This is a genomic window from Halobacterium sp. KA-6, assembly GCF_021029015.1.
Taxonomy (GTDB): domain Archaea; phylum Halobacteriota; class Halobacteria; order Halobacteriales; family Halobacteriaceae; genus Halobacterium.
In genome coordinates this window covers 479,056-501,955 of record NZ_JAJJZH010000002.1, presented here as the reverse complement: position 1 = coordinate 501,955, position 22,900 = coordinate 479,056, and the positions used below count along the sequence as shown (strand labels likewise).

At 68.3% G+C, this 22,900-nt stretch carries 17 protein-coding genes; 8 read left to right on the top strand and 9 right to left on the bottom strand.

Features of this window, described 5'->3' with window-relative positions:
- The first annotated feature begins 1 nt into the window (after position 1).
- The gene (locus LPA46_RS07630) at positions 2 to 1,051 is read left to right on the top strand and encodes a quinone-dependent dihydroorotate dehydrogenase (protein ID WP_230892027.1); all 1,050 of its coding nucleotides are present in this window, start codon (positions 2 to 4) and stop codon (positions 1,049 to 1,051) included.
- A gap of 2 nt (positions 1,052 to 1,053) precedes the next feature.
- On the opposite strand, the gene pheT is transcribed toward LPA46_RS07630, so the two are convergent.
- The 5 genes from pheT to LPA46_RS07605 all read right to left on the bottom strand — a co-directional run bounded on the left by pheT (position 1,054) and on the right by LPA46_RS07605 (position 8,004).
- On the bottom strand, positions 1,054 to 2,769 hold the full coding sequence (pheT, locus tag LPA46_RS07625; protein ID WP_230892026.1) for a phenylalanine--tRNA ligase subunit beta: 1,716 nt from the start codon (positions 2,767 to 2,769) through the stop codon (positions 1,054 to 1,056).
- The gene (pheS, locus tag LPA46_RS07620) at positions 2,769 to 4,277 is read right to left on the bottom strand and encodes a phenylalanine--tRNA ligase subunit alpha (RefSeq protein WP_230892025.1); all 1,509 of its coding nucleotides are present in this window, start codon (positions 4,275 to 4,277) and stop codon (positions 2,769 to 2,771) included. The genes pheT and pheS overlap by 1 nt, the downstream gene beginning before the upstream one ends.
- A 264-nt stretch (positions 4,278 to 4,541) precedes the next feature.
- On the bottom strand, positions 4,542 to 6,101 hold the full coding sequence (locus tag LPA46_RS07615; RefSeq protein ID WP_230892024.1) for a tryptophan--tRNA ligase: 1,560 nt from the start codon (positions 6,099 to 6,101) through the stop codon (positions 4,542 to 4,544).
- Between the two features lie 2 nt (positions 6,102 to 6,103).
- Positions 6,104 to 7,135, bottom strand: a complete 1,032-nt coding sequence (endA, locus tag LPA46_RS07610) for a tRNA-intron lyase (protein ID WP_230892023.1) — start codon at positions 7,133 to 7,135, stop codon at positions 6,104 to 6,106.
- 71 nt (positions 7,136 to 7,206) lie between these two features.
- The gene (locus LPA46_RS07605; protein ID WP_230892022.1) at positions 7,207 to 8,004 is read right to left on the bottom strand and encodes a hypothetical protein; all 798 of its coding nucleotides are present in this window, start codon (positions 8,002 to 8,004) and stop codon (positions 7,207 to 7,209) included.
- Between the two features lie 155 nt (positions 8,005 to 8,159).
- On the opposite strand from LPA46_RS07605, the gene LPA46_RS07600 reads away from it, so the two are divergent.
- The gene (locus LPA46_RS07600; RefSeq protein ID WP_230892021.1) at positions 8,160 to 8,789 is read left to right on the top strand and encodes a phosphatase PAP2 family protein; all 630 of its coding nucleotides are present in this window, start codon (positions 8,160 to 8,162) and stop codon (positions 8,787 to 8,789) included.
- A 38-nt stretch (positions 8,790 to 8,827) separates the two neighbouring features.
- Here LPA46_RS07600 and LPA46_RS07595 read toward each other — a convergent pair whose 3' ends face one another.
- The 3 genes from LPA46_RS07595 to LPA46_RS07585 form a co-directional block, all read right to left on the bottom strand.
- Complete coding sequence (locus LPA46_RS07595; protein ID WP_230892020.1) at positions 8,828 to 9,565, bottom strand: endonuclease NucS domain-containing protein; 738 nt, start codon at positions 9,563 to 9,565, stop codon at positions 8,828 to 8,830.
- Between the two features lie 39 nt (positions 9,566 to 9,604).
- Positions 9,605 to 11,941: a DEAD/DEAH box helicase gene (locus LPA46_RS07590; protein ID WP_230892019.1), complete on the bottom strand. Its 2,337-nt coding sequence runs from the start codon at positions 11,939 to 11,941 to the stop codon at positions 9,605 to 9,607.
- Between the two features lie 177 nt (positions 11,942 to 12,118).
- Positions 12,119 to 13,531, bottom strand: a complete 1,413-nt coding sequence (locus LPA46_RS07585) for an MATE family efflux transporter (RefSeq protein ID WP_230892018.1) — start codon at positions 13,529 to 13,531, stop codon at positions 12,119 to 12,121.
- Between the two features lie 125 nt (positions 13,532 to 13,656).
- Here LPA46_RS07585 and lipA point away from each other — a divergent pair, with 125 nt between their 5' ends.
- The 6 genes from lipA to pheA all read left to right on the top strand — a co-directional run bounded on the left by lipA (position 13,657) and on the right by pheA (position 20,763).
- Positions 13,657 to 14,592 carry a lipoyl synthase gene (gene lipA / locus LPA46_RS07580; protein WP_230892017.1) on the top strand — a complete coding sequence of 312 codons (936 nt, stop codon included), beginning with the start codon at positions 13,657 to 13,659 and terminating at the stop codon, positions 14,590 to 14,592.
- A 327-nt stretch (positions 14,593 to 14,919) separates the two neighbouring features.
- Complete coding sequence (gene pdhA / locus LPA46_RS07575; RefSeq protein WP_230892073.1) at positions 14,920 to 16,002, top strand: pyruvate dehydrogenase (acetyl-transferring) E1 component subunit alpha; 1,083 nt, start codon at positions 14,920 to 14,922, stop codon at positions 16,000 to 16,002.
- A 1-nt stretch (position 16,003) separates the two neighbouring features.
- Positions 16,004 to 16,981, top strand: a complete 978-nt coding sequence (locus LPA46_RS07570) for an alpha-ketoacid dehydrogenase subunit beta (protein WP_230892016.1) — start codon at positions 16,004 to 16,006, stop codon at positions 16,979 to 16,981.
- Position 16,982: 1 nt separating this feature from the next.
- Positions 16,983 to 18,473: a dihydrolipoamide acetyltransferase family protein gene (locus tag LPA46_RS07565; RefSeq protein WP_230892015.1), complete on the top strand. Its 1,491-nt coding sequence runs from the start codon at positions 16,983 to 16,985 to the stop codon at positions 18,471 to 18,473.
- On the top strand, positions 18,473 to 19,897 hold the full coding sequence (lpdA, locus tag LPA46_RS07560) for a dihydrolipoyl dehydrogenase (RefSeq protein WP_230892014.1): 1,425 nt from the start codon (positions 18,473 to 18,475) through the stop codon (positions 19,895 to 19,897). Before LPA46_RS07565 ends, lpdA begins: the two co-directional genes overlap by 1 nt.
- 59 nt (positions 19,898 to 19,956) lie before the next feature.
- On the top strand, positions 19,957 to 20,763 hold the full coding sequence (pheA, locus tag LPA46_RS07555; RefSeq protein WP_230892013.1) for a prephenate dehydratase: 807 nt from the start codon (positions 19,957 to 19,959) through the stop codon (positions 20,761 to 20,763).
- A gap of 368 nt (positions 20,764 to 21,131) precedes the next feature.
- On the opposite strand, the gene LPA46_RS07550 is transcribed toward pheA, so the two are convergent.
- Positions 21,132 to 22,856: a DNA-directed DNA polymerase II small subunit gene (locus LPA46_RS07550; protein WP_230892012.1), complete on the bottom strand. Its 1,725-nt coding sequence runs from the start codon at positions 22,854 to 22,856 to the stop codon at positions 21,132 to 21,134.
- Positions 22,857 to 22,900: the final 44 nt, after the last annotated feature.

Genomic DNA, 22,900 nt, shown 5'->3' with positions numbered 1-22,900 from the left:
GATGTACCGGCTGGCCAAACCGCTGTTGTTCCGGCTGCCCCCGGAGACCGCCCACGAGGCGATTACGGGGCTGCTCCGAGTCGCACAGCGCACACATCTCGAGCGCGCGTACGCGGGCCACTACACGGTCGACGACGACCGGCTGTCCGTCGAGGCGTTCGACCAGTCGTTCCCGAACGCCGTCGGGGTGGCCGCGGGCTTCGACAAGAACGCCGAGATTCCACGAGCGCTGGCTGCGCTCGGGTTCGGTCACGTCGAGGTCGGCGCAGTCACCGCGGAGGGCCAGCCCGGCAACCCGAAGCCGCGGATGTTCCGGCTCCGGGAGGACGACGCGCTCGTCAACCGGATGGGGTTCAACAACGCGGGCGCGGACGTCGTGGGCGAGCGGCTCGCCGGACAGCGCCTCCCGGACGTGCCCGTGGGCGTGAACATCGGGAAGTCGAAGTCCACGCCACTAGAAGACGCCCCCGACGACTACCGCTACACGTACGAGCAGGTGGCCGAAGACGGCGACTACTTCGTGGTGAACGTCTCCAGTCCGAACACGCCGGGGCTGCGCGAGCTCCAGAACCGCGAGCAGCTGGCGGCGATTCTGGAGACGCTCCAGGACGCGGGCGCAGCACCCCTACTCGTGAAACTCTCCCCGGACCTCCACCGTGATGCCGTGATAGATGCCGTCGAACTCGCGAACGAACTCGGGCTGGACGGCGTCGTCGCGACGAACACGACGACCGACCGGCCGGACGACCTCCGGAGCCCGAACGCCGCGGAGACGGGCGGACTCTCCGGGCGGCCGATTCGGGAGCGCGCGACCGACCAAGTGCGGTTCGTCGCCGAGCGCACGGACCTCCCGGTGGTCGGCGTGGGTGGCGTGTTCACGGCGGAGGACGCCTACGAGAAGATTCGGGCGGGCGCGTCCGTCGTCCAACTGTACACGGGCCTCGTCTACCGCGGCCCCGGCATCGCGCGAGACATCAACGAAGGGCTGCTCAAACTGCTGGACCGCGACGGCTTCGCGTCTGTGGAGGACGCGGTCGGCGCGGACCTCTAGTTCTACCGGAGCGCGTCGAGTGCGAATTCGAAGCCGGCGACCGGCACTTCGACGTCGTGGTCGACGACGACCGCGGGATGGACTTCGCCGATGACGCCGACGTCCTCGTCGTCGATGACCACGCTCGCAGCGCGGCCGTCGATGAACGAGGGGTGCTCGGTGGCGGGCGTTTCGAGGTCGACGTGGAACTCCTCGCAGAGCGCCGCGAGTCTCGCCTTGGCGTCCTCGTAGGAGGCGTCGTGGCGCGCGAGCACGGCGGCGACCGTCCGCCGTTCGGCGACTCCCGTCTCCGTGGCGTCGTCGACGTGCGCGGCGAACCCGATTTCCGCGAGGTCCTGGGGGTACGACCGGTGCGTGTTGTTCTCCAGCACCGAAACCAGCGACGGCAGCGCCCACGTGCGGAGGATAGTGAAGTCCTCGCTGTACGGCTCGTCGATGGTCGCGGGTTCCGCGGCACCCACCACGTCGTCCTCCGGCGCGATGCGCATGCGGTCGAAGTTGTCGGCCTCGTTGGTCATGTTGAAGTTCAGTAGGTCCTCGAAGCCGAGGCCGACGAGCGTCTCCCGGGCGGCGGCCTCCAGCCGCGACGTCTCCGTGCGCCCGCCGATGGTGCCGACGTCGGGGTAGCGCGGCACGAGGTTGTTGAACCCGTACGCGCGCCCGATGTCGTCGACGACATCCACGGGGTGGAGGACGTCGACGCGGTACGGCGGAATCTCCACCTCGTAGGTGAGTTCGTTCCCGCCCTCCGGTTCGGCATCGAGACCCGCACGTTCGGCGAGGTCGACGACCTCGTCGGGTTCGAGGTCGATGCCGAGCAACGTCTCGACGCGCTCGTGGGGGACCTGTTTGGTCTGGACCTCGAAGTCCGGGCGCACGAGTTCGGTGTCGGCGTACTCGACGTTGACGTCCTCGACGGTAGCGCCGCGGGCGTCGAGCGCGTAACAGATGATGGCGCACATCCGGTCGATGGTCCACTGGTCGGTGCCGGTGAGTTCGACGAACAGTTCCCGGGAGTCCGTCGAGACCTCCGTCCGGCGGCCGTTGATGACTGGCGGGAAGCTGAACATCCCGATGTCGTCGTAGATGGCGGGGTAGCGGTCGTAGTTCTCGAGCAGGTCGGCGTACTGCTCGCCGGTCGGGTGCTCGGTGAGCACTTCCGCGGGCGTGCGTTCGGCGTCGTCGTCGAGCGGCACGAACGTGTCGCCGTCGGGCTCGATGCCGGTGTACGTGATAGAGCGCCCAGCGGGGCCGTCCTCGCCGCTGACAGATTCACCCTTGAGCATCGCGAGGTCGTGGATGCCGATGGCGCCCTTCGCGCGCTTTCGCCCCATCGTCGCGTGGAGTTTCTCCTGGAGTTGGATGAGCGAGTCGAGGGCGTCCTCGTCGAGGTCCACGCCGCGAACCACGGCGCCCGTGACGCAGGGCCGCTCGTCGGGGACGTCCTCGACGTTGATGGTCCACTCGGCGCTGTTCGTGTCGGGGACGTAGACGCCCCGGGTGTCGCCGTAGTGGTAGCGCAGCGAGCGCGCGATGCCCTCCACGGAGAGGCGGTCGAGGCGGTCGGCCTCGAATTCGAGTTTGAACTCGCCCTCGTCGGTCTCGCCTTCGTACTCGATGCCGAGGCCGAAGAGGTCGTCTTTGAGTTCGTCGTCGCTCTTCCCGGTGTGGCCGGTGAGCGTGCGGAGTTCGTCGGGGTCGATGTCGACGACGGGCATCAGTACACCACCTCCGCGTCCCGCAGGAACTCAAGGTCACACAGCGTCCCGTGGACGTCGCGGATGTCCTCGAAGCCAGTGACCAACATCAGCAGGCGTTCGAGGGCGAGCCCCCACGCCATCACGTCGGCTTCGACGCCGAGCGGTTCGAGCATCTCCGGGCGGAAAATCCCGGAGTTCCCGATTTCGATGAGTTCGCCGGTCTCGGGGTGGCGGCCGAACAGTTCGAACGACGGCTCCGTGTAGGGATTATAGGTTGGCTTGAATTCGATGTCCGTGATGCCGAACTGGCTGTAGAACTCCTGGAACGTCCCCATGAGGTCCCGGACGGAGAGGTCCTCGGCCATCACCCACCCCTCGATCTGGAAGAACTCCAAGAGGTGCGTGGCGTCGAGGGTGTCGTTGCGGTAGGCCTTCTCGACGCTGAAGTACCGCGCGGGCGCTTCCACGTCCTCACCGGCGACGCCGGAGAGGTAGCGGGCGGTGAGACTCGTCGTGTGCCCGCGGAGCGCGAGCGCACGCGCGAAGTCCTCGTCCCACGGCGAGTGGTAGCCGTCGCCGTCCGGCCCGACGCCCTCGCGATGGGCGCGTTCGACGCGCTCGACGAGGTCCTCGGGTAACTCGTCGATTTTCTCGGGCTGCTCCAGCGCGAAGCGATCCCAGTGATTGCGCGCAGGGTGATCCTGGGGCATGAACAGACAGTCGTTGATGTAGAAGTCCGCGTCGACGTGCGGGCCCTCCATCTCCTGGAAGCCCATCCCGACGAGCACTTCCTTGACGCGCTCGGATGCCTGCCGGAGCACGTGCGTCTTCCCGGGCGTGTACTCGCCGGCGTCGGCTTCGACGTTGTAGTCGGCGAATTCGGCGTCGCGCCACTCGCCGGACGCGAGCATGTCGGGGGTGAGTTGGCCGACTTCCTCGGCGGCTTCGACGCCCGCCATGAGTTCGGTGACGCCGGCCTCCGTCAGCAGCACCGACCGGACGGTGCGCTCGCGGACGGCGACGAGGTCGCGGCGCGCCAACTGGTCGAGCGCGTCGTCGTCCTCGACGGTCCCGCCCGCGGCCAGCGTCTCGAGTGCGACGACCTCCGCGTCCTCGCTGGGGTCGGCGTCGGGGTCCGCGGAGAGGTCGCCGCTGTCGATGCTCCCGTAGCCCTTCCGGGCGTAGTTCGAGAGCGCGATGTCGACCTGCGGGCCCTCCAGACCGGACGTACCGATGACCTCGCCCATCGAGACGGGTTCGTCGTCGGCGCCGGCGTCGAGGGCGGCCTCGTAGAGCCGGACCTCCGGCAGTCCGGCTTCGGCGTACTCGCGGCCCTCCTCGGTCAGTTCGACCTCTTCCTCGGTCTCTTCGATAACGTCCACGAGACCGGCGTCCTCCAGTTCGAACGCCGCGCCCGTGACCGTCTCCGGCGGCCGCTCGATGGCAGCCGCGAGGTCGGCGATGCGTCTCGGTTCGTCGGCGCTCGCCGCTTCGAGCACCGCGACCTGCTGTGGTGGCAGTTTCATTGTGCGTAGGGGTGTGTGGCAGTCAGTTATCCGTTCCGCTCCCAGCCCGAACGAGCGGGTTCGGCCCGCGACGACTCTCGCCGCCAGTGGGCGTCCACCGGCTCGCTCAGGCGAAGAAGAAACCGAACCCCGGAGCCGCGGCTGCTCGACGTGCGCTGCGACCGGCGTGAGGTTCGGACGCCATGTGCGGGAGCATGGCACGACCAGTGAAAAGAATTCCGTCAGCGGCCCGCTCGGCCCGGGTTCGCTCAGTCCGCGGCCGCCCTACAGGCCGCCACGCGCCGAATTCAGTTCGACGTCGAGGCCCTCCAGCAGTTCCTCGGCTTCCTCGCGTTTCTCCTGGTGGTCTTCGAGGAACTCTTCCATGAGTTCGGCTGCCTCCTCCTTGCAGCCACCGCAGAGCCGTTCACCGCCCGCACACTCCTCGTAGACACGCTCGGCGAACTCGTCGTCGTCGCCAGCGAGGAGGTAGGCGTACAACTCGTAGACCGGGCACTTGTCGGGTTCGCCGCCGAGTTCGCGCTGCTTCTCGGCGGTCTCGCGGCCGCCGGTGGTCGCGGCCTTGACCTTGTCGTAGCCGTCCTCGGGGTCGTCGAGGAGGCTGATGTGGCTGGCAGGAATCGACGAGGACATCTTCCCACCAGTGAGCCCGGTCATGAAGCGGTGGTAGATCGAGGAGGGCGGCACGAAACCGTAGCCGCCGTGGTCGACTTCGACGGCGAGCGCGAGGTCCTCGGCGGTCTCGCGGTCGATTTCGAAGGCGTCGACGTGGCCCTCGAAGACGCGCTTCTCGCCGGCGACCTCGTCGATGAGCGCCTCGAAGGCCTCGTCAGTCGCCTGCCGGTCGAAGAACCGAATCCGGGGACGGAGCGGCTCCATTCCGGCGTTGTCGAGCTTCTGGACGACCGACTCGACCACTTCGTCGTCGTAGGCGGCCGCGAGGTCGGCATCCTCGCGCAGCCAGTCGGCGGCTTCCGCGCAGCGCGGGGAGCCGTGGTCCTCGGCGTACTGCTCGCGGGCATCGTAGGCCGCGGCGACCAGCGGACGCTCGTCGTCGTCGAACGCGACGCTGGCGTACGCCTCGGTGACCTTGAAGTAGCGCGTGCGCTCGGCGAGGTCACGCGCGAGCCGCATGTGCGGGTCCTGGTCGGGGCCGACCGGAATCACGGTGGGCTTGGACTCCTCCAACTGCGGGTAGAGGATGTCCGCCATCTGGGTGACGACGCTCTGCATGTGGGAGACGTCGGTCTCGCCGTCGAACCCGTAGATGGCTTCGAACTCCGAGAAGTTCGCCTCCGCGCCGAGCTCGAACGCGAGGTCCTGGAGTTCGCGGTTCGCGGACTGGCGGTAGAGCGTGCCCTCCTCAGCGTCGAAGCCGAGCGCGAGCAGGCTGAGGAGGTAGTCCTTGGCGTGCTCGTCGATTTCGTCCCACGAGAGCCCGCGGGCGGCGTGGGCTTCGAGGTCCGCGATGAGCGCGTACGCGTCCGCGCCCTGCTGTTGGTGCCAGACGATTTCGTCGAACACCATCTTGTGGCCGATATGGGGGTCGCCGGTCGGCATGAACCCCGACAGCGCGGCGAACGGCTCGTCGTTTCGCATCGCGTCGGCGACGCGACGGTAGTCGCGGTGCCCGAAGATGATGGCGCGGCGCATCAGGAAGTGCGGGTCGGGCACCTCGTCGATGACGTCGTCGAAGGACTCGATGCCGAACTCCTCGAAGAGTTTGCGGTAGTCCGAGACCGTCGAGGAGCCCCACGGGTCGAGGGCGACGCTGTCCGCGCCCGGCGCGTCCTCGCCGTCCGTCTCGTTGTCTGTGTCGGTCATAGTTAGGGGGTGAGCCTGCTCACGGAGAGCCAGCGAATCGTGTCCGCACTGGGATTGTCGAGCGCAAAAACCATTCGCTTCCGGACCCCGTGGGCGAGCCGCACGTCCAGCGAGAGGTCCCGCGGCGCGAACACGTAGCCCGCGGGGAGCACGCGCACGAGCAGTTCGGAGTGGCCGAGTTCGTCGACGGACTCGACCTCGCTGTACACGCGGAAGTCCGCGCCGAATTTGAACCCGGTCTTTGGGACCATGCCGCGGTCGCGCAGCGCCCGGTAGACGCGCAGCCGGCGGTCGAAGCGGTCGGCTTCGCCAGCACGCCCACGCTCGACCACCGCCTCGACGTCGTCGTCCCCGAGGTCGAGGATGCCCTGCGCGGCGAGGTACGCGGCTTCCAGCAGCGAGAGCTGGAGCGCGTCGTATTCGGCCGCGCGGCCGCCGAGTGGCTGCCCGTAGAACCCCTGTTCGTGGAGTTCGCTGGGCGCGTCCCAGACGAGCACGCGGTCCTCGAGCAGCGTGCCGCGGACGCCGGTCGGCGGGGTGAAGTCGGTGTCGCCGTCGGGCTCGGTGGCGGCCACGTCGAGGTACGTGATTTCGCTCTCCTCGTCGACGACCGCGAGCACGACGTCGCCGAGGTCCCCCGCGGGTATCGTCGCGCGCTCGTCGACGACGCGAATCCGGTGTTTCACGACGCCGTCGCCGGGCCCCTTCCCACGCGGGAACACCACGAAGTCGCCGTCGCCGGGGTCGTCCCACCACGGCTGGCGGTCGGGCGCGAGGTAGAAGCCGCGGTCGCGGAGGTCAGCGTAGACGAGGAAGCGCGCGGCGAAGCCGGCTTCCCGACCGGCAAAAAAGTCCCGGAACCCCGCGCCGTCGACGGCGTCGAGGTCGCCGCGGAAGAGGAGGTGGGCGGCCTCCACGAGCGACAGCGCGATGGTGTTGCCGTCGAGCGGGTGGCCGTAGCCGCGGGCGTCGTGGAACCGCTGGCGGGCGTCGCCGCCGACTCGGACCTCGTCGCCGTGTAGCTCGCCGTCCATGCGAGGAGTTCCGGTTCGCGGCGTCAAACGGCTTCCGGTGTATTTCCGCAGTTGCACGGGGTCCGTGGGACCTACGAGCCCTTGGCGTCCGCTACCCAGTCCGGTTTCTCGATAGTCGTGCTCCCGATATCGCTAAACTCCCCGTTCCCCTCGAGGGACCCCGTGCTGCTGGTTCCGTTCCAGTGGAACTCGACCGGCCACGCGGCCTCGTTGAGGTACACCGTTCCGTTCGGGTCGCTCAACCACGCATCCCCGCCTTCGACAGACCCCGTAATCGTCAGGACCGCGGTTGCGCTGCCGTCACGGACGGTCACACCGTCCACGGCGTAGGTGAAGCTGTCGATGAATTCGACGTCCTCCCGTGCGCTGTCGAGTGCGGTTCTCCTTTTGAACCGATTCTCGGACGTGCTCAAGTCGTAGGTACTGTATTCCGGATTCCCGTCGACCTGCTCGGCCATGTACACCATGCTCCCAGACTGGTAGATGGCGTAGTTGACCGACTGCTCGCCGGAAGCACCCTGTACTCGCGTCAGTCCTTCCGCCGACTCGGGGTCGTAGCGGGCAGTCTCGTTCACCTCGTAGCTGTCGTCGTCCGTCGTTTCGGCCGCGTAGTCGAGGCTGAAGCTGGTGGTCTCGACGTTGTCGAGTACCTGTTCACTCAGTCGTTCGACGTCCGAGACGCCGCCCTCGCCAGTCCCCTCGGGAAAGTCGAAGTTAGCCACGGTGGCTGTCGGGCCTTCCGCCGTGGTTTTCGTTCCTCCGTCGCTCCCGGTGCCGTCGGCTCCTTTCGTCGCGCTCTCGCGGTCCAGACAGCCACTCAGCGTGGCGATACCTGAGCCGGATAACGCCAAAAATCGACGCCGTTCCATCTTGGAATGATTACAGTAATAATAAATAAGTGATTGGTGTGTTCGTCTCACACATGACGAGGGGACTCGGCGGAGCGGAATTCGCTTCTCATCTCCCGGACGTAGTAGCTGCCGTTGCCGGACTCGTGACGCAACTCGGGGATATGTGGTTCGTAGTGGCCGGAATCACGCTCCTCTACGTACTCGGGACGAGATACCAGTGGTTCACGGATTCACCGGCGAGCGACAGCGTCTACCTGCTAGCCCTCGCTGTCGGCGCGTACTCGCTGACAGTCGCCCTCAAGCACGCGTTCGGACTCCCGCGACCGCCAGGGGCGGCGACGGCGACCGCGCCGTCGTGGATTCCCGCGCTCGGACACGCCGCGTACGAGTCTATGGTGACGGGCGACGGATTCGGCTTCCCGAGCGGGCACGCGTTGAAGACGGCCGTCGTGTACGGCGGTGCGGCGTTCGCACTGGACGTCTGGGACCGCCCCCGCCGACTGGCCGTCGCTGGACTACTGGCTGTGCTGGTCGCGGCGTCGAGAATCTTTCTCGGCGTCCACTACACGGTGGACGTGGTCGCCGGGGCCCTCGTCGGCGTCGTCTTTCTCGCCGCGGCGATTCGCCTGACCGGCCAACGTCCCGCGCGGACCCTGGCGATTTCAGCGGTCCTCGCCGGCCTCGCGTTCGCCACGTCCGGGACAGCGAAGACGGGGTTCGCACTCGCTGCCGCCGCGGTCGGTTTCGTCGTCTGGACGGCGGCTGACCGCCTCCCCGTTGGAGCCGCCTCGGGCGAACGCTGACACCTCCCGCCCCGTATTCAATTTCCCACCTCGCCGTGTCAGGGCTCCGTCTTCGGCGTCTGCTCGCAGTCGCCGTCGAGACACCGTCGTCCGCTCGGCGTCTCGAAGACCGGCAGCCCGCACTCACAGGTCCCGTCGACGGTGCCGCGAGGCAGCCGATAGCTGGCGTCGCACTCCGGACAGGTCGCGTGGAGGCCGCGGTCGGCCTCGATTTCGAGTGCGGCGCCACACCGACACGACCACTCGCCGTCGAAGCGCTCGGCGACGACGTCGGCGATGGGCGTGCAGTCGCGGTCCAGACACGCCGTCACCGCGCCGCCGCGTTCTACCCGCAACTGGGGGAGCCCGCAGTCCGGACAGGGCTCGTCCACGACAGCGGCGTCCCGCGGAATCGCGTAACTCGTCCGGCAGTCGATACAGACGACGCGGCCGCCGTCCCGCACGAGCGTGCCGTCGCACTCGCACGTGCCGACCGGCGGCCCGGCGGGCGACGCGGGGTAGTGGGCGTCGCCGTGCTCGGTCGCGCTCTCCACGACGAGCCGTTCGTCGCCGTCCGCCGCGTCGATGCGGAACCCGCGGGCGTCCCGCGTGTACCGGACGACGCCCGGGCGCGTGAGCCACGCCGCGGGCTGGTAGCCGTCCGCGTCGTGGACGAGCACGGTGTCGTCGGGCTTCACGATGACGACGACGTCCCCGCGGAGGTCGCGTTCGGTTCGCCCATCGCTCTCGTAGCGGACGGCACACTCGCCGGCGAGCACGCGAATCGCGTCCTGCATGGCCCAGATTGGTCCCGGTTTCGTACTTGAACCTACGCGCTACTCCACGCGAACCGTCCGCGTCTCGGTGACCGGGAGCAGCGGGAGGCCGGAGAAAGAGACGGTGACCTCGAATTCGAGAACGTCGGCGTCCGCGCCGAACACGCCCACGGGCACGGAGAGTTCGTCGTCCAGATATCCCGTGGTTTCGGTCATCTCGACGCCGTTGACGGTGACGGCGACGCCCGCGCTCGCGCCGCCAGCGCTGTTCCGGACGACGACCTCACACATCTGGTTGTCGCCAACCGCGATGCTGTCGGGGAGGTCGCTCCAGTCGACGGTGACGTCGGGCATGTCGGCGGCCTGCTCGTAGACGCTCTCGGCGACGCCCGGGCCGAGCCCGGCTTCTTCGAGGCCGTCCTTGCCAGCCTCGCGGACGTCCGCGGGCGTCTCGATGTCCTCGTCGGCGAGCTTGTGCGCGCGGCCCGCAGCGACGCCGTCGAGGGCTGTGAGGCCGACTGCGTCCTCGGGGACGCCGGTGTCGATGCGGGCTTCGAGGCGGGCGGCGACGTTCGCGCCCGCGGGGTCGTCGTAGCGCTCGAAGAATGCGCCGAGCGCGGCGAGCAGGCGGAGCGCGTTCTGCTTGATGACCCACGCGTCCGAGCGCAGTTCCGGCGGAATGGAGCCGTCCATGCTCCCGCGCAGGATTGCCAGAACCTTCCGCGGGCCGGAGTCGAGGTCGTCGGCCTCGCTGCCGACGATTCTATCGACGGCGTCGCGCTCGGACTTGCGCGCGCTCACGCTGTCGAACTCGCCGGCGCTGGCGACCGCGCGGAGCACGCTGTCGGCGTCCCCGTCGCCGTCCGCCACGTCGCGGAACTCGCGGGCGGTGTCCAGGCGGAGGTAGTACGTCGACGCGAGCACGCCCAGCCGGGTCGCGGAGAGCCCGAGGTCGTCGTCGGTCTCCACGAACCCCTCCTCGACGAGGTCGTCGAGGGTGTCCCGGACGCGGTCCCGGAGCCCCGGGAAGTCGTAGTCGTCGGGCTCGGACTGGGCGCGCTGGTAGTAGAACGTCGTCTCCAGCCAGTCCATCACGTCCCCGAGCCCGCGAATCGTGCCCATCGCGATTTCCGCGTTCAGGTGCTCGGCGAGGTTGCCGGCGAGCCGCGACTCGATTTCCTTGCCCTCGCGGAGGAGGTCGCGGTACATGTCGGCGTCCGACTCGTCGCAGACCACCCAGCCGTAGCCGACGTCGTCGTAGCCGGGGCGGCCCGCGCGCCCGAGCATCTGGAGGACGTCCAGCGGGCTCATGTCGACCTCGCCCTCGAGGGGGTCGTGGAGTTTCGTGTCCCGGATGACGACGCAGCGCGCGGGGAGGTTGACACCCCACGCGAGCGTCGACGTCGAGAACAAAATCCGAATCTTGCCCTCCCGGAACCACTCCTCGACGAGGTTCTTGTCGTGCGTGGAGAGCCCGGCGTGGTGGAACGCGACGCCGTCCAGCACGGACTTGCGGAGCGTCGCGTTGTCCAGCTCCTCGGCCGCCGTGTGGAACTCGTAGTCGCCCCGCGAACCCACGGGAATGTCGCGCTCGCCGATTTCGTCTCTGGTCTTCTTCGCGGCCTGCACGGTGTCCTGCCGGCTGGAGACGAACACGAGCGCCTGCCCGTCCTCGCGGAGGTGGGGTTCGACGAGGTCCAGCGTCGTGAACAGCCGGCGGTACTTGTCCGCGAACGGGTTGTCGCCGTGCGTGTACGTCCGCACGCCCGCGTGGAGGTCCACGGGCCGGTAGTCGTCGCCGAATTCGAACGTCGTTTCGGGCTCCGCGTCGAGCCACGCCGCGACGTCGTCGATGTTCGGCATCGTGGCGGAGAGCGCGACCACACGCGGGTCGCAGAGCCGCCGCCAGCGCGACACCACCACTTCCAGCACGCTGCCGCGCTTCTCGGAGTCGAGCAGGTGGACCTCGTCGATGACCACGCAGTCGACGTCCGTGACGAACGAGTAGCGCGGCGAGTCGTGTTTCCGGGTGGCGGAGTCAGCCTTCTCGGGCGTCATCACGAGCACATCCGCGCGCTCCGCGCGCCGGGGGTTGAGGTCGCGCTCGCCAGTGACGACGTACACCGAGTAGCCGAGCTCCTCGAAGCGCTCCCACTCGGACTCCTTCTCGTTGGTGAGCGCGCGCAGCGGCGCGACGAACACCGCGGTGCCGCCGGCGTCGAGGGTCTGGCAGATGGCCAGTTCCGCGAGCGCGGTCTTCCCGCTGCCCGTCGGGGCGGACGCGACGACGTTGGCCTCGGAGTTCACGAGCGCTGGCACCGCCTCGCGCTGCATCTCGTTGAACTCGTCGAAGGGGAAGGCGTCGGCGAATTCGGGGACGACCTCGGCGACTTCCATCACCAATTGGGGAAGGCGGGTGGGCGGATAGGCGTTTCCTTAGTGGCGTGGTTCGGAAGGAGCGAACGAAGTGAGCGACTGAGAACCACGTCGATGCGAGCGGGGAGAAACGACCCGCGAGCGGCGTGAGTCGAAGCAAACGAAGTGAACGAGAACCACCCGTTCCCTCCGGGACACTCAGTCGGCCGCGTCCGCGGCCATCGAGGACGCGACGCGTTCGAGCAGGCCGCGGTCAGTCGAGTAGTAGAAGTAGGCGGTGACGCCGACGGCGGCGGCGACGTTCGACAGCGTAATCGCCCAGAACGCGGCGTACACCGGGACCGAGAGCACGACCACGTACGCGCCGACGACCGCGATGGGGAGCCGGACGACCCAGTACTGGAGCATCGTCGCGACCATCGACACCTGGGTCTTTCCGGCACCGTTGAACCCGCCCTGCACGGGGTAGATGACGCCGAACGTCCAGTAGCCGACTGCGAGAATCTGGAGGTACGCGACCGTGTACGTGAGCGCGTCGCCGTCGAGGCTGGGCGCGAACACGTCCGCGAGGAGGCCGGGAATCGCGAACTGGAGGACGCCGACGAGCGCGAGGGCGACGGTCGCGACGCCCGCGGCGAGCCAGGTCGCGCGGGTCGCCCGGGCGGGGCGCTCCGCGCCGAGGTTCTGCCCGACGACGCTGGCGACCGCGCTCCCGACCGCGATGGCGGGGACGAACGCGAGCGTCGAGATGCGCATCCCGACGGTGTACGCCGCCAGGCCCGCGCTCCCGCCGACGCCGGAGACGATGGCGACCATGAGGAGGCGCGCGGTCTGGCGGCCGCCCTCCTGGCCGGCCTTCGGCACGCCGACTTCGAGGACGTCACGCAGCGAGTCGAGGCGGAGGCGCATCGTCTCGCGCGTGTACGCGAAGCCGGTGAATTCGGTGGTGGCGAGCGCGACAGCGACACCGAACCCGGCGACGTAGCCGCCGGCGGTGCCGAGCGCGGCACCGAGGATGCCGTAACCGGCGAAGCCGGCGATGCCCCAGCCGACGACGAGGAACGGGTCGAGGACGACGTTGACGGCGACGACGACGACGTTGACGACGAGCGCCGCGCGGGAGTCCCCCCAGCCGACGAACGCGCCCTCGATGGCGTCGCTCATCCCGCCGAACACCATCCCGCCGAGGACGACGACGAGGTAGAGCGCGCCGAGTTCGACGACGACTGCGCCGGGGTCGAACAGGGCGAGAATGTCAGTAGCGAAGACGGCGGCGAACGCGAGCGCCGCGAGGTTGAACGCGAGCGCGACGAGAACGGCGTGGAAGGCGGCGCGGCGCGCGGCCCCGTCCTTCTCCGCGCCGGCGTGCTGGGCGACCAACACCTGCGCGCCGGTGAACGCGACGTTCGCGCCGAGACAGAGCAACGCGACGACGGGCGCGACGAGGCCGACGGCGGCAACCGCTTCCTCGCTGACGCGGCCGAGCCAGAACGCGTCGACGACCTGCTGGAGGACGACGACGTACTGCTGGACGACCAGCGGGGCGGCGACGTAAAACAGCGCCCGGGAGAGCGGACCGTCGGTTATCTCCTCGCGAGACACGTCAAACATTTTGTTTCTTTCGGGTAGTTTGAACGTCCGGGCGCCCCCTCTTTAACATGCGGGGTGCGCTCTCACGGCACGTTGCCAGCGCCCCGAACCCCACAGTTTTTGCGGTGCCCCGCGAAGGGAGGTCCATGAGCAGTCGGCGGAAGCCGGACTGGCTGAAGATGCGGCCGCCGTCCGGCGAGCGATTCACGGACATCAAGGAGACGCTCCGGGAGCACGACCTCCACACGGTCTGCGAGGAGGCCTCCTGCCCCAACATGGGGGAGTGCTGGAGCGGCCGCAACGGCCCGGGCACCGCGACGTTCATGCTGATGGGCGACCGGTGCTCGCGGGGCTGCAACTTCTGCGACGTCGAGACCGGCGGGATGGAGTCGCTGGACCCCGACGAGCCCGCCAACGTCGCGGAGTCCGTTGCGAAAATCGGGCTGGACTACGTCGTCCTCACCTCCGTCGACCGCGACGACCTCGACGACCAGGGCGCGGGCCACTTCGCGCAGACGATTCGGGAAATCAAAGAGCGCGACCCCTCGATTCTGGTGGAGGTGCTGATTCCGGACTTCCAGGGCGAGGAGCGCCTCGTCCGGAAAATCATCGACGCGAGCCCGGACGTCATCGCGCACAACGTCGAGACCGTCGAGCGCCGCCAGTTCCCGGTGCGGGACCGCCGCGCGGGCTACGAGCAGTCCCTCGCGGTGCTCGACCAGGTGAACCGCGAGTCCGACATCTACACGAAGACGAGCCTGATGCTGGGCGTCGGCGAGTACGACCACGAGGTCTACCAGGCGCTGGGCGACCTCCGCGAGGTCGGCGTGGACGTAGTGACGCTCGGCCAGTACCTCCAGCCGTCGCGCTCGCACCTCGACGTCGCCGACTACGTCCACCCACAGAAATTCGAGACGTGGCGCCGCGTCGCCGAGGAGGAACTCGACTTCCTCTACTGCGCCTCCGGCCCGATGGTCCGGTCGTCGTACAAGGCCGGGGAGTTGTTCGTCGACGCGGTGCTTCGGGAGGGGAAGAGCATCGAGGAGGCGCGGGAGGACGCTCGCAGAGCGGCCTCCGACTGAGTGCGTGCTCGACCGAAGGGAGAGCACGGAACTGCGAACCACGAGACGCGCGAGCCGTGAGCGAGCCACCACGCGACCCCGTATCTGAACGACGTCGAACTCCGGCAATACTTCGAGTAGGGTGTCTGTACGCCCAATTTACTAACCTAGTATCGAACGTTCAGCGAGTAACGGCGGGAAGTTGTGAACGAGAGTTGTGAAAAATGGCGTGTCGGTAACCCGCTAGAAAGACCGTTACGAAAATCATATGGTCGCAGGGGGTGATTCTCCACACATGTCAGGACGGGGGTACCCGTGACTGCGACCGTGCACCGAGAACCCGACGACATGGTACGGGTGCTCGACGAGGACGGCGAGGTCGTCGACGGCGCCGAGGTCCCGGACCTCGACGACGACGAGCTCGTCGAGATGTACCGGACGATGAAGCTCGCTCGGCGCTTCGACGAGCGGGCGGTGAGCCTCCAGCGGCAGGGTCGCATCGGCACGTACCCGCCGCTGTCCGGCCAGGAGGGCGCGCAGGTCGGCTCCGCGATGGCGCTCGGCGACGGCGACTGGATGGTGCCGAGTTACCGCGAGCACGCCGCCTCGCTCGTGCAGGGCCTCCCGCTGAAGCAGACGCTGCGGCTCTGGATGGGCGACGAGAACGGCGCGCGCGTCCCCGAGGACGTGAACCTGTTCACCGTCGCGGTGCCCATCGCGTCCCAGATTCCGCACGCGACCGGGCTGGCGTGGGCGTCGAAGCTCAAGGACGAAGAGAACAAAGCGTTCCTCTGTTACTTCGGGGACGGCGCGACCAGCGAGGGCGACTTCCACGAGGGCCTGAACTTCGCGGGCGTCTTCGACACGCCGAACGTGTTCTTCTGCAACAACAACCAGTGGGCCATCAGCGTGCCCCGCGAGCGCCAGACGGCGTCGAAGACGCTCGCGCAAAAGGCCGAAGCCTACGGCTTCGAGGGCGTGCAGGTCGACGGGATGGACCCGCTGGCGGTGTACGCGGTGACGAAGGCGGCCGTCGAGAAGGCCAAAGAACCCACTGAGGGCGAACTGCGGCCGACGATGATAGAGGCGGTCCAGTACCGGTTCGGCGCGCACACGACCGCCGACGACCCCTCCGTCTACCGCGAGGAAGAGGAGGTCGAGAAGTGGAAAGCGAAGGACCCGATTCCGCGCCTCGAGAAGTATCTGCAGCGGACCGACCGGCTGGACGACGAGGCGATTACGGACATCGAGGAGGACGTCGAGGACCGCGTGGCGGACGCCATCGCGGCCGCCGAGGAGACGCCGCGGCCCGACCCCGTGGAGATGTTCCAGAACGTCTACGCGGAGATGCCGGGACGGCTCGAGAAACAACTGGAGTGGTTCCAGTCCATCCGCGCCGAACACGGCGACGAAGCGCTACTGGAGGACTAACATGGGAGAGAACTTGACGCTAGTGCAGGCGGTACGGGACGGCCTCCGCGACGAGATGGCCGAGGACGACGACGTGCTCGTGATGGGCGAGGACGTCGGGAAGAACGGCGGCGTGTTCCGCGCGACCGAGGGGCTCTACGATGAGTTCGGCGAGGAGCGCGTCGTCGACACGCCGCTGGCGGAGTCCGGCATCATCGGCTCCGCCATCGGGATGGCCGCGTACGGCCTGAAGCCGGTGCCGGAAATCCAGTTCTCCGGGTTCATGTACCCGGGTTTCGACCAGATCGTGAGCCACATGGCGCGGCTGCGGACGCGCTCCCGCGGCCGTTTCACGTGTCCGATGGTGTTGCGCGCGCCGTTCGGCGGCGGCATCCGCGCGCCCGAACACCACTCCGAATCGAAGGAAGCGTTCTACGTCCACGAGGCCGGGCTGAAGGTCGCGATTCCGAGTACGCCCCACGACGCGAAGGGGATGCTCATCGCGGCGATTCGGGACCCGGACCCGGTCATCTTCCTCGAGCCGAAGAAAATCTACCGCGCGTTCCGCGAGGAAGTGCCGGACGGCCCCTACGAGGTCGAACTCGGGGAGGCCGCGGTGCGCCGCGAGGGTAGCGACGTCTCCGTGTTCACCTGGGGTGCGATGACCCGCCCGACGCTGGAAGCCGCAGAGAACATGGCCGACGACGTGGACGTGGAAGTCGTGGACCTCCGAACACTGAGCCCGCTCGACGAGGAGACCGTCGTGGAGTCCTTCGAGAAGACGGGGCGAGCAGCCATCGTCCACGAGGCGCCGAAGACGGCGGGCGTCGGCGCGGAACTCACCGCGACGCTCCAGGAGGAGGCGCTCCTCCACCAGGAGGCACCGATAAAGCGCGTCACGGGGTTCGACGTGCCGTTCCCGCTGGCCGCGCTGGAAGACTACTACCTGCCCGAACCCGAGCGCATCGAGTCGGGCATCCGGGAGACCGTGGAGTTCTGAGATGGCACGAGAGTTCAAACTACCCGACGTCGGCGAGGGCGTAGCGGAGGGCGAAATCGTCAGTTGGCTGGTCTCGGAGGGCGACACCGTCTCCGAGGACCAGCCGGTCGCCGAGGTGGAGACCGACAAGGCAGTCGTCGAGGTCCCGTCCCCGGTGAACGGCACGGTCCGAACCCTGCACTACGACGCGGGCGACGTGGTGCCGGTCGGCGACGTCATCGTCACCTTCGACGTGGAGGGCGAGGCAGCCGAAGCGACGGACGAATCGGCGGGCGAGGAAGCCACCGAGGAGCCCGAGGCCGCGGCCGAATCCGCCACGGAGCAGGCGTCGACGCGGACGTTCGCGCCACCGAGCGTGCGCCGACTCGCGCGCGAGCTCGACGTCGACCTCGATTCCGTGGAGGGCACGGGACCGTCGGGTCGCGTGACCGAGGGCGACGTGCGCGCCGCGGCGGAAGGCCACGCGACCGAGCCACAGGAGGAGCCACCGGACGAGGTGCGCTCCGCGGTGGAGCCGGTCGGCGAGCAGGCCGCCGAACACACGGAAGCCGAGACACCCGCGGTGGAGTCGGCGACCGAACCGGCGGGCCGCGAGACGACGCTCGCCGCGCCCGCGACCCGCGGGCTGGCGAAGGAACTCGGCGTGAACATCCACGACGTGCCGGCCGTCGAGGAGCGCGACGGCGAGGCGTTCGTCACTGCCGAAGCGGTCCAGGAGTACGCCGAAGGCGGTACTGCCGCGCAGGGTGAGGCGACGGCGGCCGCGCCCGAGAGCGAACGCGAGTTCGTCGAGGGCGGCGAGACGACGCAGCCGTACCGCGGCGTCCGCCGCAGCATCGGCGAGCAGATGGCCGAATCGAAGTACACCGCGCCCCACGTCACGCACCACGACACGGCGGTCATCGACGACCTCGTGGAGACGCGGACGAAGCTCAAGGAGCGCGCGGCCGAGCAGGACGTGAAACTCACGTACCTGCCGTTCGTGATGAAGGCAGTCGTCTCGGGACTACAGGAGTACCCGATTCTGAACTCCGAACTCCGCGAGGACGAGGAGGAAATCGCGCTCAAGCACGAGTACAACGTCGGCGTCGCGGTGGCGACCGACCACGGACTGATGGTGCCGGTCGTGAAGCACGTCGACCAGAAGTCCATCCTCGACATCGCCGCGGAGGTGAACGAACTCGCGGCGAAGGCCCGGGACCGCTCGATTTCCCGGTCGGAGATGCAGGGCGGGACGTTCACCATCACGAATTTCGGCGCGGTCGGCGGCGAGTACGCGACGCCCATCATCAACTACCCCGAGACCGCGATTCTCGGGCTGGGCGGCATCGACGAGCGACCGGTCGCCGAGGACGGCGAGGTGCGGGCGGCACAGACGCTGCCGCTGTCGCTGTCCATCGACCACCGCGTCATCGACGGCGCGGAGGCCGCGCGGTTCACGAATCACGTGATGGAGCGACTGACCGACCCCGAACTACTACTACTCGAATAATGGTTGTTGGAGACGTATCTACTGGAACGGACGTGGCGGTCGTCGGCGGCGGGCCGGGCGGCTACGTCGCGGCGATTCGCGCCGCACAGCTCGGCCTCGACGCGACGCTCGTAGAGATGGACGCCTACGGCGGGACGTGCCTGAACTACGGCTGCATCCCCTCGAAGGCCCTGATTACGGCGACTGACGTCGCCCACAACGCGGGCAATTCCGAGGAGATGGGAATCTACGCCGACCCCGACGTGGACTTCGGAGAGATGGTCGCCTGGAAGGACGGCGTCGTCGACCAGCTCACCGGCGGCGTCGAGAAGCTCTGCAAGGCCAACGGCGTCAACCTCATGGAGGGGCGCGCGGAGTTCGCGGGCAACGACAAACTCCGCGTCGTCCACGGGGGCGAGGGCCAGGGCTCTGAGACCATCGAGTACGAGCACTGCATCGTCGCGACCGGCTCGCGACCCATCGAGGTGCCGGGCTTCGGCTTCGACGCCGACCCCGTGCTCGATTCGCGGCAGGCGCTCGCGATGGACGAACTCCCGGACTCCATCGTGGTCGTAGGCGCGGGCTACATCGGGATGGAGATTTCGACGGTGCTCGCGAAGCTCGGCGTCGACGTCACCGTCGTGGAGATGCTCGACGAGGCGCTGGCGGGCTATCCCGACGACCTCACGCAGCCCGTCAAGCAGCGCGCCGAGGCCCTCGGTATCGACTTCGAGTTCGGGCTCGCCGCCGACTCCTGGGAGGGGCAAGACGACGGCATCGTCGTCACCGCGGAGGACGAGGACGGTGAGATAACCGAATTCGAGACCGACAACGTGCTCGTGGCGGTCGGCCGCGAGCCCGTGACGGACACGCTGAACCTGGACGCAATCGACCTCGAGCCGAACGAGGACGGTCGCCTCGAGACCGACGACCAGGCGCGCACGGCCGTGGAGAACGTCTTCGCCATCGGTGACGTCGCGCCGGGGCCGATGCTCGCGCACAAGGCCAGCAAGGAGGGGCAGGTCGCGGCCGAAGTCGCGGCGGGCGAGCCCGCGGCGCTGGACTACCAGGCCATCCCCGCGGCAGTGTTCACGGACCCCGAAATCGCGACCGTCGGCCTCACCGAGGACGAGGCCAGCGCCGAGGGCTTCGAGCCAGCGGTCGGCACGTTCCCGTTCCGCGCGAGCGGTCGCGCGCTTACCACCGGCGACAGCGACGGATTCGTCCGCGTCGTCGCCGACGAGGAGTCGGGCTTCCTGCTCGGTGCGCAGATTGTGGGACCGGAAGCCAGCGAACTGATTGCCGAACTCGGCCTCGCTATCGAGATGGGCGCCACGCTCGAAGACGTCGCCTCGACGATTCACACGCACCCAACGCTCGCGGAGTCGACGATGGAGGCCGCGGAGCACGCGCTCGGCCACGCCATCCACACGCTGAACCGGTAGCCAGCGCAAATTCTGTCGCCCCGACGCCCTTTTCCCACCTCCGCCGCGTACGGGAGCGCATGGAAACGGTCACGCTCGGCCCGACCGGCACGTACTCCCACCGCGCAGCGAGCGCCGTCACCGACGACGGCATCTCCTTCGTGGAGTCCGTCCGCGGCATCGCCGACGCGGTCGCGAACGGCGACGCCGACCGCGGCGTCGTCCCCATCGAGAACAGCATCGAGGGCTCGGTCACGGAGACCCTGGACGCGCTCTCGGAGGTCGACCTCGCGGTCGTCCGCGAAATCGTCACCCCCGTCCGGCACGCGCTCATCGCGCAGAGCGAGAATTTCGACACCGTCGCCAGCCACTCGCAGGCGCTCGCGCAAGTCCGCACCTACCTCGACGAGAACTACCCGGACGTCGACCGCGAACCCGTCGCTTCCACCGCGCGCAGCGTCGAAATCGCGCGCGACGACCCCACGGTCGCCGGCATCGCGCACCCCGACAACGCCGACGGCGATCTCCAAGTCGTCGCCTCGGACATCCAGGACCAGACCAGCAACTCCACGCGCTTCTTCGTCGTCGCGCCCCCCAGCGAGCGCTCCGACGCCGGCGGCAAGTCCTCGTTCGTCGTCTACCCCAACGCGAACTACCCCGGCCTCCTGCTCGAACTCCTGGAGCCGTTCGCGGACCGCGACATCAACCTCTCCCGCGTCGAATCGCGGCCCTCCGGCGAACGCCTCGGCGACTACCTCTTCCACATCGACGTCGACGCCGGCCTCTACGAAGAACGCACTCAGGCTGCCCTCGACGACATCGAAGTCATCGCCGAGAAAGGGTGGGTGCGTCGCCTCGGCTCCTACGACGTCGAGCACGTCGTCTAGAACGCACTTTTTGCTGTGGGAGGGCGGCGAAGCCGCCCTCCCTGGCAAAAACTTGCGGCAAAAGCGCCGTCGGACCCCACTACGGGGGTCCTCGGCGCCCGAGCGCTTCGCGCTCGGTGAACCGCGGCCTTCGGGTTCTACGAACCGCTCAGGCCGCGGATGCCAACAGTTGCTGACTCGGCTCTACCCGAACAAGCATCCGCGAGCGAGCGGTCCAACGGACCCGAGCGAAGCGGTTCACTCGCGGCGCAGTCGCGAGGCCGACGACCGACTAACGCGCCCGAAGGGAGCGGCTGGAGGGAGGAGTGCTTTTTCCCCAAGTTTTTGCAAGCGAGGGAGCGGTAGCGACCGAGCGCAGCAAAAAGTGGCTAGGCGAACTTCCGGACGGTCACGTCCAGCGTGTTCAGGTCGAGGATGGGGGCGGTGGCGACGTCGGGGTCGATGTTGACGGACTTCTGGAATTCGGTCTGGTGTTGCCAGCAGCCCGAATTGACGAGGCGGACGTTGTGGTAGCCGCCGACGCCGAGTTTGTGGACGTGGCCGGTGTGGAAGACGTCCGGCGCCTCGTCGATGACGAGGTAGTCCTCTTTCTCGGGGGCGACGCGGGTGCGACCGCCGAATTGGGGGGCGACGTGGCGCTTCTTGAGGAGTTGCTCCATCGCGCGGTGGGGGTTGTCGTAGGAGATGTCGTCGCCGGGGTACTCGGCGATGATTTCGTCGATGGAGACGCCGTGGTACATGAGGATGTCGACGCCTTCGACGGTGACGGTGGAGGGGTTCCCGGTGAAGCGAGCGTCGTGGGCGCTCATAATCGAGCGGAGTTCCTCGTCGAAGGCGGGCTGGGGTTCGGCGAGGCGGACGGCGTCGTGGTTGCCGGGAATCATCACGATTTCCATGTCCCCGGGGACGTCTTTGAGGTGTTCCGCGAACGTCTCGTACTGGTCGTAGATGTCGACGATGTCCAGTTCTTCGTCCTGGTTCGGGTAAACGCCGACGCCCTCAACCATGTCGCCCGCGATGAGGAGGTACTCGACGGCGTCGGCTTCCTCGGTGTGGAGCCAGTCGGCGAACGCCTGCCAGGCGTCCGCGGCGAACTCCTGGCTGCCGACGTGGACGTCGGAGACGAGCGCGGCCTGCACGTGGCGGTCCGCGGTGGACGGCCGGTGAGTGCGCGGGATGTCCGGGAAGTGGAGGTCGTCCGCGAACAGGATGCCGCCGTCGTCGGAGATGGTCCCCTCGACGGCGATGACCTCGTCCGTGAGGAGTTCGTCGACGTGGTCGGCGATGTCGCGGTCTTTCATCACGAGCGTCGGGAAGACGCCGTTCGTGTCCTCGACTTCGACGAGCCAGTGGCCGCTGGCGGTCGAGCGGATGTCGTTGACCATCCCGACGACCGCGGCCTCGCTGCCGCCGGGCATCGAGTCGAGGGCGTCCGTCGGCCGGTGGTTGACCCGGCCGCGGAGCTTCTTCGAGAGGCGGTCGTAGCGGTCGCGGAACGTCGCGACGAAGTCCGCGTACTCGCCAGTCCCCGTCGATTCGCCCGTGATGTCCCCGTCGATTTCGACACTGCGCTGGCTGTCGTCGCGGGCGTCGCGGCCGTCCCGCCGCCCTGCCGCGTTCTGCTCCTCGGACACCCCCTTCGTTTCAACTGGAGAGGTTCGTTCTCGCGTCCGAATGTCGTCGTCTCCGACTCCACTCGAAGCAGTGGGTGTTGTCGTCTGGTCGGTGGACGCCTCGGGCTCGGACTCGGCGGACTGCGTCGCGGCAGCGGCTGTGGACGTGTCGGCTGTGGTCGTCTCGGTTGCAGTTGTCTCGGCTGCGGCGGTCTCAGTAGTGGTCGCCTCGCCGGCTGCCGCGTCCTCGCTGGGCGCGTCGGCGTCCGTCGCGGAAGTGCTCGGCGTCGCGTCGTCGAGCACCTCGCGAACGTGGTCGGTGGTGAGCGTCAGCGCGTCGTTCGGCGCGGCGTCGACCGCGCGCTCGACGGCGGCCGCGGGGTCGCTCGCACCCGCGAGCAGCGTCACGGCCTCGCGTTCCGCGTTGTACCCCCGGCTGGTGACTTCGCGGACGACCCGGACCGGGGGTTCTCGTGGCACACCACGTCAGCACGGGAAGCGCGAGCAAAAGGATGGCGGTCCGC

What these genes read in the sequence shown, in the direction of transcription:
- LPA46_RS07595 (WP_230892020.1), bottom strand. Translation starts at nt 9,565, where the DNA reads ATGCAGGACGCGATTCGCGTGCTCGCCGGCGAGTGTGCCGTCCGCTAC.
- LPA46_RS07585 (WP_230892018.1), bottom strand. Translation starts at nt 13,531, where the DNA reads ATGTTTGACGTGTCTCGCGAGGAGATAACCGACGGTCCGCTCTCCCGG.
- LPA46_RS07590 (WP_230892019.1), bottom strand. Translation starts at nt 11,941, where the DNA reads ATGGAAGTCGCCGAGGTCGTCCCCGAATTCGCCGACGCCTTCCCCTTC.
- LPA46_RS07565 (WP_230892015.1), top strand. Translation starts at nt 16,983, where the DNA reads ATGGCACGAGAGTTCAAACTACCCGACGTCGGCGAGGGCGTAGCGGAG.
- endA (WP_230892023.1), bottom strand. Translation starts at nt 7,135, where the DNA reads ATGGACGGCGAGCTACACGGCGACGAGGTCCGAGTCGGCGGCGACGCC.
- pheT (WP_230892026.1), bottom strand. Translation starts at nt 2,769, where the DNA reads ATGCCCGTCGTCGACATCGACCCCGACGAACTCCGCACGCTCACCGGC.
- pheA (WP_230892013.1), top strand. Translation starts at nt 19,957, where the DNA reads ATGGAAACGGTCACGCTCGGCCCGACCGGCACGTACTCCCACCGCGCA.
- lipA (WP_230892017.1), top strand. Translation starts at nt 13,657, where the DNA reads ATGAGCAGTCGGCGGAAGCCGGACTGGCTGAAGATGCGGCCGCCGTCC.
- LPA46_RS07605 (WP_230892022.1), bottom strand. Translation starts at nt 8,004, where the DNA reads ATGGAACGGCGTCGATTTTTGGCGTTATCCGGCTCAGGTATCGCCACG.
- LPA46_RS07615 (WP_230892024.1), bottom strand. Translation starts at nt 6,101, where the DNA reads ATGACCGACACAGACAACGAGACGGACGGCGAGGACGCGCCGGGCGCG.
- LPA46_RS07570 (WP_230892016.1), top strand. Translation starts at nt 16,004, where the DNA reads ATGGGAGAGAACTTGACGCTAGTGCAGGCGGTACGGGACGGCCTCCGC.
- LPA46_RS07630 (WP_230892027.1), top strand. Translation starts at nt 2, where the DNA reads ATGTACCGGCTGGCCAAACCGCTGTTGTTCCGGCTGCCCCCGGAGACC.
- pdhA (WP_230892073.1), top strand. Translation starts at nt 14,920, where the DNA reads ATGGTACGGGTGCTCGACGAGGACGGCGAGGTCGTCGACGGCGCCGAG.
- pheS (WP_230892025.1), bottom strand. Translation starts at nt 4,277, where the DNA reads ATGAAACTGCCACCACAGCAGGTCGCGGTGCTCGAAGCGGCGAGCGCC.
- lpdA (WP_230892014.1), top strand. Translation starts at nt 18,473, where the DNA reads ATGGTTGTTGGAGACGTATCTACTGGAACGGACGTGGCGGTCGTCGGC.